Annotated in this window: 4 protein-coding genes; 2 read left to right on the forward strand and 2 right to left on the reverse strand. The window is 65.8% G+C overall.

Annotation, left to right across the window (positions count from 1 at the left end; translation table 11 throughout):
• Positions 1–184 precede the first annotated feature (184 nt).
• Entirely contained in the window at positions 185–889 is a 705-nt protein-coding gene (locus tag ACIQ09_RS04200) for a response regulator transcription factor (RefSeq protein WP_398306508.1), read from the reverse strand.
• The gene (locus ACIQ09_RS04205) at positions 886–2943 is read right to left on the reverse strand and encodes a 7TM diverse intracellular signaling domain-containing protein (protein ID WP_398306510.1); all 2058 of its coding nucleotides are present in this window, start codon (positions 2941–2943) and stop codon (positions 886–888) included. The genes ACIQ09_RS04200 and ACIQ09_RS04205 overlap by 4 nt, the downstream gene beginning before the upstream one ends.
• Before the next feature lie 222 nt (positions 2944–3165).
• Here ACIQ09_RS04205 and ACIQ09_RS04210 point away from each other — a divergent pair, with 222 nt between their 5' ends.
• Both ACIQ09_RS04210 and ACIQ09_RS04215 read left to right on the forward strand, forming a co-directional pair.
• On the forward strand, positions 3166–4560 hold the full coding sequence (locus ACIQ09_RS04210; protein ID WP_398306512.1) for a TolC family protein: 1395 nt from the start codon (positions 3166–3168) through the stop codon (positions 4558–4560).
• Between the two features lie 142 nt (positions 4561–4702).
• A complete protein-coding gene (locus tag ACIQ09_RS04215; protein ID WP_398306514.1) occupies positions 4703–21877 on the forward strand; it encodes a Calx-beta domain-containing protein in 17175 nt (5724 codons plus the stop codon).
• The last annotated feature ends 71 nt before the right edge of the window (positions 21878–21948 follow it).

The raw sequence follows: 21948 nt of genomic DNA on the forward strand, positions 1-21948 counted from the left end.
TTCCAGCACCACCTCCTCACCACCCCGGCTCACACATCTCGGTGTGCGCCGCAGCGAAGAGAGGCCGAATTATAAAGAACAATCACAACGTGTCAACAAGATTAAGAAAATAAATCTTGAACGTCACAGACGCGCCCGGCTGCAAGCACAACCACCGAAGGCCAAAGCGCTCAGTAGTTCAGGCCTAGGTGATATCGTCGTCCTCCCTCAGAGGCATGGCGAAGACGTAGCCCACCCCTCGTACCGCCCGGATCGGACTCCTTTCCGGAGACACTTCTTCCAGTTTATGACGCAGTCGGCTCATGGCCGTATCCAGGCGACGCTGATCAAACAACAGGTAGTCATGCCCAAGTGCCTCGATCAGTTGTCGGCGGGCAACAACTTCGGTACCCGTCTTGGCCAGTTCGCGAAGTAGGATCACCTCCATGCCCGAGATCGATATGACCTTTCCTTCTGGTGACACGATCTCCAGCGATCTATAACGCAGAAGCCATTCCTGCCTGCCGGGTGTCGGCATGGGCATGGCCAGACGTCTAAGGACCGTCTGTATCACGGCGATCAGCTCCCGCGTATCCACTGGCTTCACCAGATAGGCATCGGCACCACGGTCCAGTCCGTCGAGACGATCCTGCAAACGGCCTCGGGCAGTCAGCATCACAACACCCAGCCCAGGGCGGGTAGCGCGCAGGCGCGCAGAGATGGACAAGCCATCTTCACCCGGCAAACCCAGATCCATCACCACGAGTTCACATCCGCTGCCGGCAAGATGCCGATCCAGACTGACGCCATCCTCACAACCAAACACGTCGAAGCCAGCCCTGGCCAGCTGAAAACACATCTCGTCGCGAAGGTCTTCATCATCTTCCACGAGCGCAATACGCGAACTCATGACACCCCCCTTTTCTCCAGTGGCAACCAGGCCTCCAGACAAGCACCGGTCTCTCGGGGACGCACGACGACGTGCAAGATGCCACCGTGCCGCCTGCAGATGAAGCGCGCCAGGAACAGCCCGATGCCCAAACCAGGCTGACCTGCCACATCCGGACTGCGGTAGTACTTCTGGAAGATCCTCTCTTCCTGTCCAGGCGGAATGCCAGGCCCGTGATCGATGACCCTGATGAACACGCCTGCCTCTCCAGCCTGATCGCCGGTTTCTACCTTCAAATAGACCTGTGAATCCCGGGGGCTGTATTTCAGGGCGTTCTCGACGATGTTCAGCAGCATCACGCGGAGCATCCGCGGATCCCCTCTCAAAGCGGGCAGGCCATCGGCGAGATGGCAACACAAGCGCGCTTCATCGGCGGGACTCAGAAGTTGACTCAACTCGCCCGTCAGCGCCTCAAGCTGAATCTCGGCCATGTCCATACGCCAGTCATCCACATTTGTTCGATCCTGCATCAGAGCAATCTCCAGTAGCGCGTTAAGACGCTGCAGGGCTCTCTGAATACGGTCATAACGCTTTTTATGCTCCAGAGGCGGTGGCGTGAGATCCATATCCTGGAGGGACTGCACAGCGGCCTTGATGATCGCGAGGGGCGTCCGGATGTCATGGGCGATCATGGCGATGAAATGGGTCTGCTCTTCGCGTCCGCGGCGTTCGACAGCCTCGCTGGCGGCCAGGCGCAGATTGGCCTCGCGGAGTTCATGGGTCTGGCGTACCACCTCACGCTCAAGGGACACCCCCCAGTCACGCAAGGTATCGACCAGCTTTCGCTCTGCACGCACCGCATCGGCATGCGCCAGGTCCTTCTCCTGGCGGAGACTGTTGATGCGATCCGCCAAGGCCAGCGACAAGAGCAGCATCTCGAGAGCCGAGCCGATCTGCATGATGTTGCTGGTCAGCGCGTTGGTCGGCAGCCAGCCGAAATTCCTCAGGGCAGTGACCCCCACGCCCACCAATAGCAGCAGCCACCCAGCCAGGAACAGGCGGGCCGAACGCTGCCCCCCGATCAGGCTCTGCAGCGCCAGCACCACGGCCACCACAGAGAAACACAAGCCCGTGGCACTCACCAGGCGAGCCAGCAGGGCGTAGGGCAACCAATAGCCGAACAGGGTTTCAACCGCAAACAAGGCCGTCAGGGCGAGGACCACCCGATCCAGCGCAGGGGCTCGTCGCCGTGACTCCAGGAAGCGCCGTGTAAAGAGCGCACCGGCCAGCCCGCACAGGGCCAGAGACAAAGGGAAGGCCGCATTGCCGAGGAGAACGGCATCACCCCAAATCAGCAGGCTGCCGAAACCCTTCATCGTCAGCAGGCCACTCCCCATGCCCAGCACCATCAGGGAGTAGGTCAGGTACAAGGGATCCCGGATGGCCAGAAACAGCATCAGGTTGTAGCTGAGCAGGACCAGCAGTGCGCCGAAATACAGGGCTTGCCACGCGTAGCGGCTGCGATCCGCGGCGAGAAGATCCTTCGGCTGCCATAAAACCAGGGGAATGGTCAGGTTCCCCTGGGATTCGACGCGCAGGAAAAGCACCTCCTCCGCACCAGGCTCCAGCGCGAGCGGGAACACCAGATTGTGGTGTTCAAACGGCCGACGCGAGCGCGGCACGAGGTCGCCGGACTCGACGGCCCGCCATTGACCCGACACCTCATGGCGGTAAAGGGTCACATGATCAAGCGTGGGGTAGGCCACCTCCAGCAACCACTCATGAGGCGCATCCCCCCCCACGCGCACCGGAACGCGAATCCATACCACGGCATCGTTGTACCCGGCATTGACCACCCGCTCACCCTGCCCCGCTGGCGGCGCAAACCGCTCGGGATGTGCGGCCACCTCCCTGATGTCCGCGCGCTTGTCATGATCAAGCCATACGCGACTGTAAAGAAACGCGTCCGCCTTACCGTTAAGCGCCAATAGAGGCACGCCGGCCTCCCGGCCATCGGCTGCGCTCAGACCGGCACTGAAAAGCCCGGAGCAAACAACAAGCAGAGAGACGAGCACCCGCCGTATCACACCCAAGCAGACGTCATGCCCGGTGAGGCAGCCGTGGCCGCCCCCAAAGAGCCACGCAGAATCCAAGAACACAAAAGAACGCAGGGTCGAGGGAGCTTGCATGCCGAAATGTAAGTTTTTGTAAGTTTTAAATATGCCATGTTTGATACGGTGGGGAAGTACGCACCGTGCTCTTCAAAGCCGAAATCAAGAAAACAAGGGAGTCTCCAGATGTTTGCCGTGAAATCCAGCACCATGGACCGTAAGCGCTACCTGATCGCCGCCACCCTCACGGGTTCCCTCCTGTGCATCGGGAGCGCCCACGCCGCCGAGAACTTCCCTGAGAAGCTTGACCGCATCCTCAAGGAACACAACCTGATGCGCATGGTGGACGCCGACGTGGCAACGGCCAATGCCCAGATCGGCGTCGAAAAGACCGCCTACTTTCCCAAACTCACCGTTGGCGCCGGCATCGGCAAACAGCACATCGACCGTGACATCGGCACCAAGGGCAACTTCAATCCGTCCGACGTCAACGTCGGCCTCAACCAGCTGATCACCGACTTCGGCCAGACCGGCCTGCGTGTCCAGGCTGCCGAGACCATTCTGGACAAGGAAGGCAAGGAGCGCGACCTGCAGCGTCAGAACCTCGTTCTCGCCGCCATCGAAGCCCAGCTGCAGATCATCCGCGCTGATCGCACCCTGCGCTACGCCCAGCAGTCCGAACTCAACATCAAGCGTCAGACCTCCCTCGAAAACGCCCGCATGGAAGCCGGCCGAGGCTACGCCACCGACGTTCTGCAGGCCAAGGCCCAGCTCGCCGGCGCCGAAGCCCGCCGGGTGATCGCCGAGAGCCGCATGAGCGAGGCCCGCAACCGCTACCGCGCCGTCTTCGGCGAGACCCCGGTCGACCTGGCCGGGCTGCAGGCGGTCGGCATACCCGTTGCCCAGCTCCCCCGCTCCGAGGCCGAGATCGCCGAAATCATCCTGAAGCAGAACCCGGATGTGGTTGCCGCCGACGGCCGCGCCGAAGTCACCCTCGCCGAACGGCACGTGCAGCGTGCCCGGGAGCTGATGCCGCGCCTGGCCCTGCAGCTCAACCAGATCCACTACCAGGACTACGATGGCATCAAGGGTGATCGCAACGACACCAAGGCCATGGTCCGCTTCGACTGGACCCTAGATTTGGGGATGAAGGCTGCACGGGTTACCGAAGCCGCCGACCAGTCTGTACTGTCTGCAAAGGAAAAAGCCGGCTACGTCCGCGTCCAGGCCCTTGAAGAAGGCCGCAATGCCTGGGTTGGCTGGCAAACCGCCCGGGAACGCACCAACTACCTGATCAATCAGGCCCAGATCTCCGGCAACTTCCTTGAACTCGCCCGTAAGGAGCGCGAGCTCGGCCGACGCTCCCTGCTCGACCTGCTCAACGGCGAGGTCGCCCTGATCAATGCCCAGAGCGACGCCGCAGCCGCCCGCGTGGACGAAGTGATTGCCTCCTATCGCCTGCTGCGCTCCATCGGCGGCCTCAACCCCGACGTGGTCCGCAACCCGGGCATGGTAATCCCGGCCGACAAGCTGCTGCCCTTCACCACGGACGGCGCCTTCAACACCTCCTCCAACAAATAGGCAAGTCCCATGGCGAGCCCGCCGTTCTCCGCAGCGGCCGGCGCACCAGCACAGACTTCCCCGGATTTTCCAGACCGTTAGAGCTACGCCCCGTCCCCACTCAAAGTCGGCGGGAGCGTTGCTGCACCAGGAGTAGCAGGAAATGGCTGACCAGACCAACCCCCAGATCGATACCCTCGCCCGTGCCATCCAGATCGTCACCGACTTTCTCGCCGGTAGACCGCAACAGGGTGTGGCCTCGCTCGAGCAGGCCATCGCCCGTGCCGAGGCGGCCCTCGTCAAGGCGGGTCTCAGCCCGGCTGCGGCGAAGGACATGTCCCAGCAGATCCTGCTCTCCACTGGCGGCCGCGATGCCGGCAGCCCGTTCAACCCCTCCGAAATCGCCCGCAACCTGCTGGGCGACCGTCTGCCCTCCTTCCTGCAGGGCGGTGACGGACTGCGCCCCCCCGGCAGCAACCCGGCCGACGGCTTCGGCGGCCAGGGCAATCCGTTCAACCCCAGCCAGGGCGACAGCGGCCCGCGGAGCAGTCAGTCCGGTAGCCAGTTTGCCCCTCCTGCCCCCCTCGACAGCACCTACCGCCCGGAAATCACCGGGCTGACCGGTGAAGGCAGCGGCACCCAATCCGGCCCGATGGCGCCCGAGCGCACCCAGCTCACCGGCGACGCCACCGGCAGCGGCATCCCTCGCCCTGGCACACCCACCGAATTGTCAGTCCTTACCCTCGACGGCATGAACCCTGGCGTGCTCGGCGGCAGCAGCTCCGGCACCGGCAGCGGCCTGGCCAGCCAGGGCACCGGCGGTGTCACCGGCGGCGGGCTGGGTGTCTTCAGCACCTTCACCGCAGGTGACGGCAACGGCACCGGCGCCAGCCTGTTCTCCGGCATCGGTGGCACGCCCCCAACCAACAACACGGGCAGGCCGGGCAGCAGCGAGCCCGCCCCCTCTGTCACCATTACCGAAAGCCACCTCACGGTCAGCGCGGCCCAGCCCAGCGTGCTTGAGGGCGACACCGGCAGCGGCGGCGTACTGGTCTTTGTCCTGACCCGGGACAACCCCTTCACCGCGGCCTCCGTCCAGTGGAGTGTCGCCGGCATCGACGCAGCCCAGCTCGCCGACGGTGCCGTCAATGGCACTGCCACCTTTGCCGCCGGCCAGACCGAAGCCCGGATCACCCTCACCCTTACTGGCGACCGGGTCGTCGAAGCCGGTCAAACCGTCGAGCTCAGCCTCCAGGCGCCGACCGAAGGCCTGATCATCGACCAGGCCACCGCCGCCACCCAGGTCGTGGACGACGACGGCACGGTCAGCATCAGCGCCAATCAGGCCAGCGTTATCGAAGGCCACAGCGGCACCACCCGCACCCTCAGCTACACCGTAGTGCGCAGCAACAGCCAGGCCGCCTCGTCGGTGGACTGGCAGATTGACGGCATGGATGCCGCCGACTTCGGTGGCACGCTGCCCGCCGGAACCCTGCAATTCGCGGCTGGTGAAAGTACCAAGACCATTGAAATCACCCTGACCGGCGACCGGGACATCGAGGCCGACGAAGCCCTCGGCGTCGTCCTGAGCAACCCGGGTGCCAACCTCACCCTGGGCACCGAACGCGCCACCACCACCGTCATCAACGACGACGGCAGCTTCAACATCAGCGCCAATCAAGTCAGCGTCAATGAAGGCGACCAAGGCAGCACCCAGTTCGTCACCTACACCGTCACCCGCAGCAACGCCGTGGGCAGCGACCAGGTGAACTGGACGGCGTCCGGCCTCGACGCAGCCGATTTCGGCGGCACCCTGCCTTCCGGAACCCTGAACTTCGCCCCCGGCGAAACCAGCAAGACCATCCAGCTGCCCCTCGCCGGGGATCGCCAGGTCGAAGCCGACGAGGTCCTCACCGTCAGCATCGGTGGCAGCGGCATCCCCCCCGACTCCGCCACCACCACGGTGGTCAACGACGACGGCTCGGTCAGCATCAGCGCCGATCAGGCCAGCGTGGTCGAGGGCTTCACCGGCGACACCCGAACCCTCACCTACACCGTTACGCGGACCCATTCCGGCACCGCCAACAGCGTTGACTGGAGCGTCTCCGGCCTCAACGCAGCCGACTTCGGCGGCACCCTACCCAGCGGCACGGTCAATTTCGCCGTCGGCGAAACCAGCCAGACCATCACCCTGACCCTCACCGGCGACGGCACGCCCGAAGCCAACGAAGTCCTCACCGTCACCCTCGGCAACCCCGGCGCCAATCTGTCCATCGGCACCGCCAGCGCCGTCACCACCATCCTCAATGACGACGCCACGGTAAACATCAGTGCCGTCAGCACCTCCATCGCCGAAGGGGGCGAAGCCGACACCCGCACCCTCACCTTCAACGTGGTGCGCGACATCGGCCTCAACGCCAGCACCGTGGATTGGTCCGTCAGCGGGCTCGATGCCGCCGCCTTCGGAGGCACGCTGCCCAGCGGCACCGTCAGCTTTGGCATTGGTGAGACCAGCAAGACCATCACCGTCAGCTTCACCGGCGATCACGTCATCGACGTAGACAAGAGCCTCACCGTCACCCTCGCCAACCCCGGCCAGAGCCTCGGGATTGGCGTCGGCACGGCCGGCACCACCGTGCTCAACGACGACGCCACCGTCAGCATCGCCGCGGTTTCCGTCGACGTACCCGAAGGCGACGAGGGCGACACACAGACCCTCAGTTTCACCCTGACCCGCGACAACGGCCTCGCCGCCAGTACCGTGGACTGGGCTGCCAGCGGCCTCGACGCCGCCGACATGGGCGGCCCCCTGCCCAGCGGCAGCGTCAGCTTCGCCGTCGGCGAACTGAGCAAGACCGTCACCGTCCAGATCGTCGGCGACCGCAGCATCGAGCCCGACGAAACCCTCACTGTCACGCTCAGCAACCCGGGCCCCAACCTGCACCTGGGCACCGACAGCGCCAGCACCGTCGTCCTCGACGACGACAGCCTGGTATCCATCTCGGCCAACGCCGTACAGGTGCTCGAAGGCGACACCGGCACCCAGACCCAGGTCAGCTTCACCATCAGCCGCGCCGATGGCAGCGCGACCTCATCCGTGGATTGGTCGGTCAGCGGTCTGCCTGCAGCCGACTTCGGCGGCACCCTGCCCGCCGGCACGGTCAACTTCGCCATCGGCGAGACCAGCCGCATCATCACCGTTTCCTACGCCGGTGACCGCATCGTTGAACCGGACGCCGTCCTCACCGCCACCCTCTCCAACCCCCAGGGCAATCTGCGCCTTGGCGACGCCAGCGCGTCCACCAACATCATCAACGACGACGTCGGCTTCAGCCTCATCGGTGACACCCTCAGCGTCGTCGAAGGTGCCAATGGCGCCCAGGTCGCCCTCACCTTCCACGTCACCCGCTCCGAGACCTTCGGCCAGGAAGCCGACATCTCCTGGCGCTTCGTGCGGGTTGGCGTGCGTGCCGCCGATTCCAACGATTTCGTAGGCGGCCAGGACGCCCTCGGCGGCAATGAAGGCCTGCCCAGCGGCAGCATCCACTTCGGCGCTGCCGAGATCTCCAAGACGGTCACCGTCTACGTCCAGGGCGATGCCCTGCAGGAATACGACGAAACCTTCGGCATCGTGCTGGTCAACCCGCCTCCCGGCGTGCAGATCATCAACGGCGAGGCCTACGGCAACATCTACACCGACGAGACCCTCTTCAACGTCGCTGCCGTCACCCCGTCCAGCCTCGAAGGCAACGGCACTGGCGGGCGCCAGGCCTTCAATGTCACCCGCGCCGGCGATCTGAGCCAGCCGGGCAGCATCGGCTACAGCATCACAGGCTACGGCGAGTCCCCCACCACCGCCGACGACTTCGCCGTCGGCCAGGCCCTCACCGGCACCGTCAGCTTTGCCGCCGGCGAATCCAGCAAGCTCGTCTATGTAGACCTGTCCGGTGACAGCGTGCTGGAAGGCTTCGAGACCTTCGCCTTCACCCTCAATCCGCTCAACGCCAACACCCAGATCGACGTCGGCACCGCACTCGCCGTGATCGACCCGGACGACCAGGCCATCGCCATCGTCGCCCGCGACGCCGTCCGCAAGGAAGGCTCCACCGTCGACCAGCCCCAGCTCTTTGCCATCACCCGCGTCGGCGACCTGTCCGGCAGTGCCACCGTGGACTGGCAGGTCAATGGCAGCGGCGCCAACCCGATCAACGCCGCCGACTTCGGCGGCACCCTGCCCTCCGGCAGCGTCACCTTCGCCCCGGGCCAGAGCGAGATCCTGATCCAGATCACCCCAAGCCCCGACAGCCACCTGGAAACCCGCGAAGACTTCACCGTCAGCATTTCCAGCAGCACGCCGGGCGCAATGGTCCTGCAGGGCAGCGCCATCGGCATCGTCCTCAACGACGACTCTGGCTTCGTGCTCGACGGTACCGCCCTCACCACCAACGAAGGCAACAGCAATGGCCTCCGCCAGGCGAGCTTCACGGTAACCCGCAGCGGCGACCTGACCGTCGTCGCCAGCGTGGATTGGGCCCTCGAATTTGCAGCGCTGAACGGCGTGGACGCGAGCGATTTCCTGGTCGGCACCTCCTTCTCTGGCACGCTTGAGTTCGGCCGTGGCGTCAACAGTCTGGTGGTCAACCTGCCCCTCACCCCCGATCACGGGGTCGAAGCCGACGAAGGCTTCACCGTCCGCCTGTCCAACCCCTCGGCCGGGGCAGAAATCAGCATCGGCGAATCGGCCGGGCTGGTCCGCAACGACGACGTCGTCCTCACCCTGCTACCCTCGGCCGCCATCGAGGAAGGCAGCGGCGGCCTTACCGAACTCCGCTACACCGTCCAGCGCAGTGGCGACCTGAATGGCAGCGACACCATCACCTATAGCGTCACCGGCAGCTCCGGCAGCCCGGTAGACGGGACTGACTTCGTTGGTGGCGTGCTGCCCGTCGGCTCCATCACCTTCGCAGCGGGTGAGAGCAGCAAGGAAATCGTGCTGCAGATCGCCAGCGACTCCGACCTCGAAGCCACCGAAGGCTTGACCCTGACGCTCGGCAGCCCCGAGCCGGGTGCCACCGTCGCCAATGCCAGCACAACCGGCACCGTTCTCAACGACGACCACCTCTTCAACATCGCCGTTCAGACCGGCACCGCCAACGAAGGCGTCAACGGCGGCAGCACCAACCTCAGCTACGTGGTCACCCGCAACGGCGATCTGACACGCAGCGGCCAGGTGGCCTGGAGCGTGGCCGGCAGCGGCGGCGCCCCGGCCAATGCCACCGATTTCATCGGCGGCGTGCTGCCCTCCGGTGTGCTCGACTTTGCCGCCGGTGAAGCCAGCAAGACCATCACCCTCGAGGTATCGGGCGACTACTCCGACGAAAGCGACGAGACCTTCACGGTCAACCTGTCCAGCCCGGCCACCGGCTCCACCATCGGCACCGGCAGTGCCGCGGGCACCATCGTCAACGACGACACTGGCCTGGCCATCAGCGCCACCAGCACCGCGCTCGTCGAAGGTGACAGCGGCACCCAGGCCCACACCTTCACCGTCACCCGGACCGGCATCACCACCGGCACCACCACCGTCGACTGGGCTCTCACCGGCAGCGGTGGACAGCCTGTCAACGCCGCCGACTTCGGCGGCACCCTGCCCTCCGGCAGTCTCAGCTTCGCCCCCGGCGTCCTGACCCAGACCATCACCGTCTATAGCAGCGGCGACACCACCGTCGAGAGCACCGAAAGCTTCACCATCAGCCTGTCGGGTGCCGACGGCAACACCGAGATCGTCACCCCCAGCGCCACCGGCAGCGTCGTCGCCGACGACATCGGCATCAGCATCAGCGCCGGCACGGCCAGCGTGCTGGAAGGCAGCGCCGGCCAGTCCCGCGTGCTGCAATTCACCGTTACCCGCAGCGGCGACACCGCGTCCCCGGTCATCATCGACTGGGCGGCCAGCGGCATGGATGCAGACGATTTCGGCGTCGGCACCCCCCTGTCGGGCAGCCTCAGCTTCGCCGCCAACGAAACCGTCAAGGTCATCAGCCTGACCCAGACCGGTGACGACCTCAACGAAAGCGACGAAACCCTCACCGTCACGCTCTCCAATCCCGTCGGCAACCCCGCCCACGACCGCACCTACATCACGACCACCACGGCCAGCACCGACGTCACCAACGACGACTCGACCTTCGGCATCACGGCCAACACGCCCAGCCAGGCCGAACGTAACACCGGCGATGGGGCCTACACAGACTTCACCTTTACCGTCACCCGGGGTGGTGATCTGTCCCTGACCCAGGACATCGACTGGCTGCTCCAACTGCCGGGCGGCGCCAGCTCGGCCTCCATCGGCGACTTCATCACCGGCCAGGATCTCCTCGGCAGCAATGGCGGCCTGCCCTCGGGTACCGTCAATTTTGCCGCCGGCGCCAGCACCGCCACCGTCACCGTGCAGGTCAAGACCGACGACCAGGTGGAAGTGGATGAGTCCTTCAGCATCGTTCTGCAACCCGCCGGCGCCAACACTGCCCTCACCGGCACCACCGCCAGCGCCACCATCACCAACGACGACACCGGCTTCTCCATCGCCGCCACCGACGCCGACAAGGCCGAAGGCCAGAGCGGCAGCACCACCTACACCTTCACGGTCACCCGCGCCGGCTTCGTCGAGGACGCCGCCACCGTAGACTGGGTTGTCACCGGCAGCGGCGCCAGCGCCGCCAATGCCGCCGATTTCGGCGGCAGCCTGCCCGGCGGAACCCTGTCCTTCGCCGCCAACGAAACCACCCGGACCATCAGCATCACTGTGGCCAGCGACCTGGACGTGGAGCTCGACGAAGGCTTCACCGTCACCATCAGCAACGCCAAGCTGAGCGACGACACGCCCCAGACCATCGTGGACGCCACCGCCACCGGGCGCATCGTCAACGACGACCAGAGCTTCTCGGTCAGCGCGGCCAACGCCGCCATAGCCGAAGGCAACAGCGGCACCACCCAGATCGCCTACACCGTCACCCGCAGCGGCGACCTCAGCGTAGCCGCCACGGTGGATTACACCGTCACCGGCAGCAACGGCGCCACCACCGGCGACGTGGCCGGCGGCGTCCTGCCCACCGGAACCCTGACCTTTGGTGTGGGTGTCAGCGAACTGGCAGTCACCTTCAACGTCAGCGGCGACACCGTTGCCGAAGCCAACGACGAGACCTTCACCCTCACCCTCGGCAACCCGTCCGCCAACACCACCCTCGGCACGTCCACCGCCAGCACCGTCATCAACAACGATGACACCAACTTCGTGCTGAGTGCCCCGGCCAACACCGCTGAAGGCGGCAGCGGCACCACCCCGGTGGTGTTCACCGTCACCCGCGTCGGCGACACGGGCGGCAGCGGCAGCGTCACCTGGGCCCTTAGCGCCTCCGCCGGCCTCACCACCGCCGATTTCGTCGGCAACCAGGACGCCCTCGGCACCAACAGTGGCCTGCCCAGCGGCACCGTCACGTTCGCCGCCGGCGAGACCAGCAAGACCATCACCCTCAACGTGCAGGGCGACCTGACGCTCGAAAGTGACGAAACCCTGCAGGTGGTTCTCGGTACCCCGGTGAATGGCACCATCCAGCCGGGGGACGGCAGCAAGAGCACCACCCTGCTCACCGACGATGACAACTTCAGCATCAGCACCGCCACCACCACCCGGTCCGAAGGCAACACCGACAGCACCGTCACCTACACCGTCAGCCGCACCGGCTCCCTCGACGGCGCCCGCGACCTGACCTGGACCATCAGCGGCACAAACGGCTTCGCTACCGGCACCGATCTGGCGGCCGGCCAAGCCTCGACGGGCACCGTCAGCTTCGCCGACGGCCAGACCAGCGCCACCATCGTGGTCAACATCAAGGGCGACTCCACCGTCGAATCCGACGAGACGATGACCGTCACCCTGTCGAACGCACCGGCCAACAGCAACATCGTCACCGCCGCCGCATCCACGGTGCTGACCAACGACGATGCCGGCCTGACCATCACCCCCCTGCTCGCCGACAAGAACGAAGGCAACTCCGCCTATGTGGACTACACCTTCACCGTGTCCCGCTCGGGCAATGGGAGCCAGGTCTCCACGGTTAACTGGGCGGTGGACGCGGGTATCGCCAACGCCGTCAATGGCACCGACTTCTACAGCAGCCAGCCAGCCGGCGTCTCCAAGGACGGCAACGGGATCCCCTACGGCTCCCTGACCTTCGCCAGCGGCGAGACCAGCAAGACCATCACCCTGCGCATCGCCGGCGACAGCACCCTGGAGGTGGACGAGACCCTGCGCGTCAATCTCTCCAACCCGTCCTCCGGCACCGAGATCCTGGGTGGCACGGCCGATGGCTACGTGCGCAATGACGACGCCGAGTTCAACATCACCGCCGGCACCGCCACGGTGGTGGAAGGCGACAACGGCCACACCGGCACGGCCCTGACCTACACCGTCACCCGCACCGGCTACCTCAGCCAGACCAACACGGTGAACTGGGGCGTCGGCCACACCACCACCAACATCAACGATTTCACCAATGGCATCAACACCAACATCACGCCCAGCGGCACCCTGACCTTCAACTCCGGCGTTACCACCCAGACCATCACCGTCTATGCCTATGGCGACACCGGCGTGGGCAGCATCGAGAACAACGAGACCTTCAACCTCAACCTGAGCGGCGCCAATGCCGGCAGCTCCATCGGCGCCACCGGCAGCTACACCAGCACCCTCCAGAACGACGACACCCAGATCACCGCCTCCATCGACGACATGCGCGTCGCCGAGACGGTGGCAGGCCAGTCGACCACCTTCTCGGTCACCTTCACCCGCTCCGGCGACCTCAACAAAGCATCGTCCCTGAACTGGGCGGTGCAAGGCACCAGCGTCTACGACACTGAAGAGAACAACTGGTCGAGCACCGTGGATGGCTCCGATTTTGGCGGCAGCCTGCCCAGCGGCACCGTCAGCTTCGCCAACGGCGAGACCAGCAAGACCGTCACCATCACCGTGTCCGGTGACGACGCGGTGGAGAACGACGAGTGGTTCCAGATCGCCCTGTCCGGTGGCAGCGGCGTGGATCAGGTCACCACCGTCCACAATGACCCGCGCATCAACGGCGGCAACGCCTTCTACAACGCCGACCACATGGGTGGCTTTGTCGCGGACAACGCCCAGTACAACAACACCACCTCTGGCTACCTGTTTGGCGAAATCGAACGGGATGAAGCCCTGTTCGACCTGGGCGACCGCGCCAACACCGGCGAGACGGCCTCGTTCAGCTATGTAAACAGCAAGCTCGAAGCTGACACCCTGGCCGACGGCGGCCCCAGTGACGACTATGTCGAGCACGTCTTCGCCGTACGCCGCACCATCGCCACCTCGGGCACCGCCTGGGTGGAATGGAAGCTCGGCACCAGCGTCAGCGGCTACGTGGCCACCGACCTCGCCGACTTCCAGCCCGGTCAGGACAGCCTGAACAACAACGGCGGCTACGCCTCCGGCCGGCTCAACTTTGCCGACGGGCAGGAGTGGGGCTACATCAAGGTTTACACCACCCGCGACAACGCGGGCGAGTACGACGAGGCCTTTCGGGTCTACCTGACCGGCACCAGCGGCGGCAGCAGCTTCAACAGCAACCCCGACGGCAACGGCTACAACAACAACTTCCTGGTCCTCACCAACGACGACACCCGCTTTGACGCCAGCGCCAACGACGTCACCGAAGGCAACATCATCACCTACACCGTCACCCGTCAGGGCGACACCCGCGGCACGGATACCGTCGACTGGTCCCTGACCCTGCCGGGCGCCGAGACCACCAACGAAGGCAACACCAACACCGGCAGCTGGTACAAGCTCGACCCCAGCGACATCTCCGGCGTCACCACCAGCAACGGCACCGCCACCTTCAACGCCGGCGCCTGGACCGGCACCCTGACCTTCGAAGACGGCGAAACCACCAAGACCATCAGCGTCCAGACCGTGGACGACAGCTGGACCGAAACCTGGCGTGAAGAGCTGGGTATCGTACTCACCGGCGCCAACAACATCGACGCAGGCGAAGCCAACCACGATCTGGAAACGGCCAGCACCGGCTACACCGACACCGCGCGCATCTATGACAACGAGCCCGACCCGCTGATCAGCGTCTCCGTAGACAAGAGCAGTGAGTTCGAAGGCACGGGCGCCAGCGACAACGCCACCGGCAACACCGTCACCTTCACGGTCACTCGAACCGATCAGGGTGGCCGCGACGGCGCCCTGAACTACCCAACCACCGTGGCCTGGCGCATCGACGGCAACTACATCAACTGGGGCAGCGCCAGCGGCAGTGCCGAGGTCATGACCTTTGGCGGTGACGCCGCCAGCGTCACCGAGCCTTACTTCAACCAGACCTATGGCCTGGTGAACTTCGCCGCCGGCGAGACCACCAAGAACGTGGTGGTCACCTACCACGGCGACCGCTACGTGGAAGACAACCGGACCCTCACCTTCACGGTGCTCAACCCGGATGACGCCGAACACTGGCCCCTGTACACCGACGCCTACGGCCCGGCCAACATCGACAACACCCAGGCCAGCGTCACCACCACCCTCAGGAACGACGACATCCGCCTGTGGATCAACGGCTGGGACACATACAACGGCACCGGTGACGGCAGCTACTACAGCGGCGTCAACACCAGCGCCTACGAAGGCAACCCCCTCACCTTCTCGGTGATCCGCGGGGGCCGCCTGGACAGCGACATCGTCGTGAGCTACACCCTCACCCACGGCACTACCGCCGCCGGCGACTTCCTGTATACCAGCGGCAACATCACCCTGGCCGCCCAAGCCACGGCCTACGGCACCTACACCTACAACATATCCCTGGCCGACATCCTCAACGATGACGTGACGGTGGAGAACAACGAGACCTTCACCCTGCGGCTCACCGCCCCGGGCGACACCACCGGCTCCGCCGTGCGCTTCCAGAGCTACTACCTGGACTCCGGCAACAGCTACACCTCGCCGACGAACACCCTCGACCTGTCGGGCACCATCTTCGACGACGACACCACCTACAACCTCACCCCCACCAGCACCAGCCTGGTGGAGACCGACCAGGGCGCCAACCAGACCTTCTCCTTCGACGTCACCCGCAGCGGAACAGGCTACTCCGGCGCCGCTACCCTGCGCTGGCGCGTCGAAGCCGTGGGCGGCAACCCCACCAATACCGCCGACTTCACCAGCACCGACAGCCTGGGGAACAATGGCGGCCTGCCCTCGGGTACGGTGAGCTTCGCCAACGGCGTGCTGACGGCCAACTTCAACGTGCTGGTCAAGGGCGACCTGATCGCCGAAAACAACGAGACCTTCCGGGTCGTGATCTACGAGGACGTGCTCACCAGCGCCTCCCCCAACATCACCAACACCCAGAACCTGGCCACCAGCACCCTCACCGTGCTCACCGACGACACCGGCATCAGCATCGCCGACTCGTCCATCGTCGAGAGCGACAGCAACCAGACCATGAACTTCACGGTCACCCGCACGGGCGACCTGTCGGGTGCCTCGTCCATGACCTGGACCCTGTTCAACGGCACCACCGCCGCCGGCGACTTCAGCGGCGCCACCACCGGCACGGTCAACTTCGCCGCCGGCGAAAGCAGCAAGACCATCAGCGTCACCGTGGTCGGTGACACCGATCCGGAAGCCAACGAGACCTTCACGGTTCAGCTGGGTAGCCTGTCGGGCATCGACGAGGCCATCGACGTGAACGCGGCGGCTACCATCACCAACGACGACTCCGCCTTCGCCATCGCCGGCACCACCGCCAGCACCGCGGAAAGCAGCGCCCAGACCTTCACCATCACCCGCACCCACAGCACCAACCAGAATCAGACCATCACCTGGTCGGTACTCACCGGCGGCGCCAACGGCACGGTGGATGGGGCCGACTTCGGCGGCAGCTTGCCCTCCGGCTCGGTCACCTTCGCCCCGGGCGAGATGAGCAAGACCATCACCATCACCCCCACCAGCGACACCACCCCGGAAACCGACGAGAGCTACACCGTCCAGATCGCCCTGGGCACCGGCACCACCGGCGACAGCATCAGCACCGCCACGGCCACCGGCACCATTGAGAACGACGACGCCGTCTTCCACGTCGCCGCCACCCAGGCCACGATCCAGGAAGGCCACAGCGGCACCACCAACCTCACCTTCACCGTCACCCGCGGCGGCGACACCAGCGGCGCCGGCAGCGTGGACTGGAAGCTCAGCTCCGCCAGCGCCAACACCGCCGACTTCGCCACCGGCGATAGCCTCGGCACCAATGGCGGCCTGCCCAGTGGCACGGTCAGCTTCGCCGATGGCGAATCAAGCAAGACCATCACCATCCAGGTGGTCGGCGATCTGAGCGTGGAAAGCGACGAGAGCGTCACCGTCACCCTCTCCAACGCCAGCGGCGGCCAGATCCAGACGGCCACTGCCGTCACCGACATCCTCAACGACGACGCCACCATCGCCATCAGCGCCCTGTCGGCAGCCAAGGCCGAAGGCAACAGCGGCACCACCGCCTACACCTTCACCGTCACCCGCAGCGGCTACCTGGGCGAAGCGGAAACGGTGAACTTCGCCATCACCGGCACCGGCATCAACCCGGCCGATGGCGCCGACTTCGGCGGCAGCCTGCCCTCCGGCACCCTGACCCTGCCGGCTGGCCAGGCCAGCGTCACCCTGACCATCCAGGTCAGCGGCGATCTGGCCGGCGAACCGGACGAAGACTTCACTGTCACCCTGTCCGACCCGTCCAGCGGCGTCACCATCACCACCGCCACCGCCGACGGCACCATCCAGGCCGACGACGTGGTCTTCGATGTCAGCGCCCCGGTCACCGCCCTGGAAGGCAACCCCGGCGACACCACCCACTTCGACTTCGTGGTCACCCGCAGCGGCAACCTGAGCGCGTCCCAGACCCTCGACTGGAGCGTCGCCGGCATCGGAGCCGACCCGACCTCTGCAGGCGACTTCGACGCCACCAGCGGCAGCATCACCTTTGCCGCAGGTGAAACCAGCAAGACCATCCAGGTTCCGGTCAAGGGCGACTACGCCGGTGAATCCAACGAGAGCTTCCGCCTCAGCCTCACCGGCCCCAACGGCGTGGTGTTCACCCACAGCACGGCCGACGCCACCATCACCGATGATGAAGCCTCCCTGCGCATCAGCGGCACCACCGCCACCCGCGTCGAAGGCCACGACGGCACCACCACCGACCTCACCTTCACCGTCACCCGCAGCGGCAACCTGGGCCTCGCCGCCACGGTGGATTGGACCGCCACCGCCGGCACCGCCGATGCCGCCGACTTCCTGGGCGGCGTGCTGCCCAGCGGCAGCCTGTCCTTCGCCAGCGGCGAACTGAGCAAGACCATCACCGTCACCGTGCAGGGCGACGTGGAAGTGGAAGGCAACGAGAACTTCACCATCGACCTGTCCAACGCCTCGATCGGCGCCGACATCATCACCGGCAGTGCCACCGGCACCATCACCAGTGACGACGTGGAATGGAGCGTCACCGGCTTCAGCATCCCGGCAGTCGAAGGTGATGGCGCCAGCCACGACTTCGTCTTCCGGGTCACCCGCAGCGGCGGTACCGCGGCCACCACCCTCGACTGGAGCGTGGCCGGCAGCGGCGCCAATGCCGCTGACACCGCCGACTTCTTCAACGGCTTCTTCCCCAATGGCACCCTCAGCTTCGCCCAGGGCGTCATGTCCCAGGACATCGTCGTCCAGGTGGCCGGCGACAGCCAGCTGGAGAACAACGAGGGCTTCACCGTTACCCTCGCCGCCCCCACCGACAGCCTCACCCACAGCTTCGCCAGCCAGAGCGCCGATGCCACTCTCGTCAATGATGACGACGTGATGTCGATTGCCACCCTGGCCGCCGATGGCGCCGAGAGCTCCGGGGCACCCGGCACCCTCAGCTTCACCGTCACGCGCACGGGCAGCACCGCCGGCAGTTCTTCGGTGGGTTGGCGCATTGTCCATGGCGATACCGACGCCGACGATTTCGTGGCCACCTCGGGCACAGTCAACTTCGCCGACGGTCAGGACAGCGCCGTGCTCAACATTGCCATCTCCGGCGACCGCAATGTGGAGCTGGCTGAAGGCTTCAGCGTCGAGCTCTACAATCCCGGCACCGGCAGCACCGTGGATGCCGGCGCCTCCACCGCAGCCGGCATCATCCGCGACGACGACGTGGATCTGGCCCTGTCGGCCACCATCGGCACCGCCGTCGAAGGCGACACCGGCAACCCCGGCCAGCTCAGCTTCACCGTCACCCGCAGCGGCGACCTGTCGGTGAGCACCTCGGTCAACTGGAACGTGGTAGCCGGCAGCGCCGTCGCCGCCGACTTCCCCGGTGGCATCCTGCCCTCCGGCACGGTCAGCTTCGCCCCCGGCGAAACCACCCAGACCATCCTGGTTGATCTGGCCGGCGACGGCCTGGACGAAGGTACTCAGGACTTCACCGTGCAGCTGTCCGGGCAGAGCGCCCATGCCGACATCACCAGCAACAACGTGATCGGCACCATCACCGACGACGATGACACCCTCACCGTCTCGGCTGTTTCTGCCAGCCATCCGGAAGGCAACAGCGGCACCACCGCCTTCACCTTCCGCATCGACCGCAGCGGCACCTCGACCGGCGCCGCCAGCGTCGAGTGGAACGCCGCCGGCTCCGGCCTGCGGCCGGTCGGCAACGGCGAGTTTGTATCCCAGACAGGCACGGTCACCTTCGCCGACGGCGAGACCAGCAAGGAGTTCACCGTCTATGTAAATGCCGACACCCTCGGCGAATACGACGAAACCTTCAGCGTCTCCCTGGGTAACCCCAGCTACGGCTCCACCGCCGCAGCCACCACGGCCACCGGCACCGTCATCAACGACGACGCCGTGCTGCTGATCGCCGCCGATGCGCCCGCCACACCGGAAGGCGACACCGGTGAGGAGACCCCCTTCACCTTCACCGTCACCCGCAGCGGCGACACCTCCGTCACCTCCAGCGTGCTGTGGGAAGTGATCCCCAGCGGCGCCAACCCGGCCAACACCCAGGACTTCGGAGGCGTCTTCCAGAGCGGCGCCGTGGCCTTCGGCATCGGTGAAACGTCCAAGACCATCACCATCACCGTGGCCGGCGACAACACTGGTGAAACCGCCGAAGGCTTCTCGGTGGTGCTCAACGACGCGGTGGGTGCCACCATCCTCGAAGGCACCGCCAGCACCCTGATCGGCAACGACGACACCGGCCTGACCCTCACCGCCATCGGCGGCAGCGAGAAGTACGAAGGCGATACCGGCGTCACCAACTTCACCTACCGGGTCGAACGCCTCGGCAACAACACCGATACCGTCACGGTGAACTGGCATGTGGAAGGCGTGGGCAGCTACCCGGTCACCGCCAGCGACTTCGTCGGCAACGCGCTGCCCAGCGGCAGCATCACCCTGGCACCGGGCGAAACCCTCTATGACATCCTGATTCCGGTCTCCGGCGACAATGTGCTCGGCCCCGACCAGAACTTCCGGGTCGTGCTCACGGACGCCGTCGGCATCGACCTGATCGACGATCAGGCCGCCGGGGTCGTGCTCAACGACGACAGCCAGTTCAGCGTCACCGCCATCGACACCAGCCTTGAAGAAGGCAATAGCGGCGGCACCACCGCCTTCCGCTTCACCGTCACCCGTTCCGGTGCCGATGAGCTGGCCGCAAGCATCAACTGGCAGGTGGGAGGCAGCGGTTCGGCCCCCGCCAATGCCGCCGACTTCCTGGGCGGCGTGCTGCCCCAGGGCACCCTGCAATTCCTGGCGGGCGAAACCAGCAAGGAAGTGGTCATCCAGGTCGCCGCCGACACTGTGGGCGAATCCGACGAGCAGTTCTCGCTGCAACTCAGCAGCACCGGCGGCGGTGTCACCGTCAATCCGCTGCAGTCCAGCGCCTCGGCCACCATCGTCGGCGACGACATGGCCGTTACCGTGCTGGCCTTGGACGTGGATAGAGCCGAAGGTGCCAGCGGCGCCACTACCCCCTTCACCTTCCGCGTGCTGCGTGCCGGGCCGGACAGCGAGGCGGTCACCGTCACCTACAGCATCACCGGCGCCGTCAATGCCGACGACTTCCTGACCCCGCTCACCGGCACCATCAACCTCGCCGCCGGCGTCAGCGAAAGCCTGTTCAGCCTGCAGGTGCAGGGCGATGCCGTGCGCGAAGGCGACGAGGCCTTCAGCGTCACCTTCAGCCACCCGGCCATCACCGGTGGCACCACGGTGCTGGCCGGCACCGTGCGCGACGACGACCAGGGCCTGCAGCTCACCGCACCGGTCAGCATCACCGAAGGCGACGCCGGCAGCAGTTCGGCCACCTTCCAGCTGACCCGCGGCGACACCAGCACCACCGAAACCTTCTACTGGAAGATCCTCGGCGGCGCGGCGCACAGCGTGGATGCCGGCGACTTCGCCGGCGCAGCCTTCCCCACCGGCAGCGTCACCTTCAACGCCGGCCAGAGCAGCGCCAGCTTCAGCATCGACATCGCCGGCGACACCCTGGTGGAAGGCAACGAATCCCTGCTCGCCATGGTCACCTCCAGCGCCGCCAGCCCGGTCGCCCTCACCTCGGCAACGGCCCAGATCATCAACAACGATCTGGCCGGTGGCGGTAATGACATCCTCTCCGGCACCTCCGGCGAGGACAGCCTGCAGGGCCTGGGCGGCAGCGACGTGCTCATCGGCTACGCCGGCGCCGACCAGCTCCAGGGCGGCGAGGGCGATGATGTGCTGACCGGTGGCAACGGCGCAGACACCCTCAACGGTGGTGCCGGGGCCGACCGCTTCCACTTCGAAAGCCCGAACGACGGCATGGACGTGATCAGCGACTTCGTCGCCGGCACCGACAGCCTGAGCTTCGACAGCGGCGCCTTTGGCGGCCTGGGCAGCCTCAGCGCGGTGTCCCAGTCCTTTGATACCGATGCCCTGACCACACTCGAGGCCCTGGCCGCCCAGGGTGACGCCAGCGTGTACCGGGTCGGCTTTGCGGCCGGCAGCTTCCAGTTCGGCACCGGCGGCAGCGGTCAGCTCGACGAGCTGGAGGCGGCCATCACTGGCGGCGAACACAGCGGTGCGGCCTTCTTCCTGATCTCCAACGGCGACGTCACCCGCCTGTACTATGATGCCGACACCAGTGCCGGCAGCGATGGCAGCGGGCTGGTTGCCCTGGTCGAACTGGCCAACCAACCGCAGGCCGACACCCTGCCGGCCGACGTACTGGCACCGCAACCGGTCTGAGCCCGGGCTCCACCCTGGCCCCACGCCTGCCCCGGCCTCCCGCAAGGGACGCCGGGGCAGTGTCCGATGAA

The sequence above is a fragment of the Zoogloea sp. genome (assembly GCF_044344315.1).
In the GTDB taxonomy this organism is placed as follows: Bacteria; Pseudomonadota; Gammaproteobacteria; order Burkholderiales; family Rhodocyclaceae; genus Zoogloea.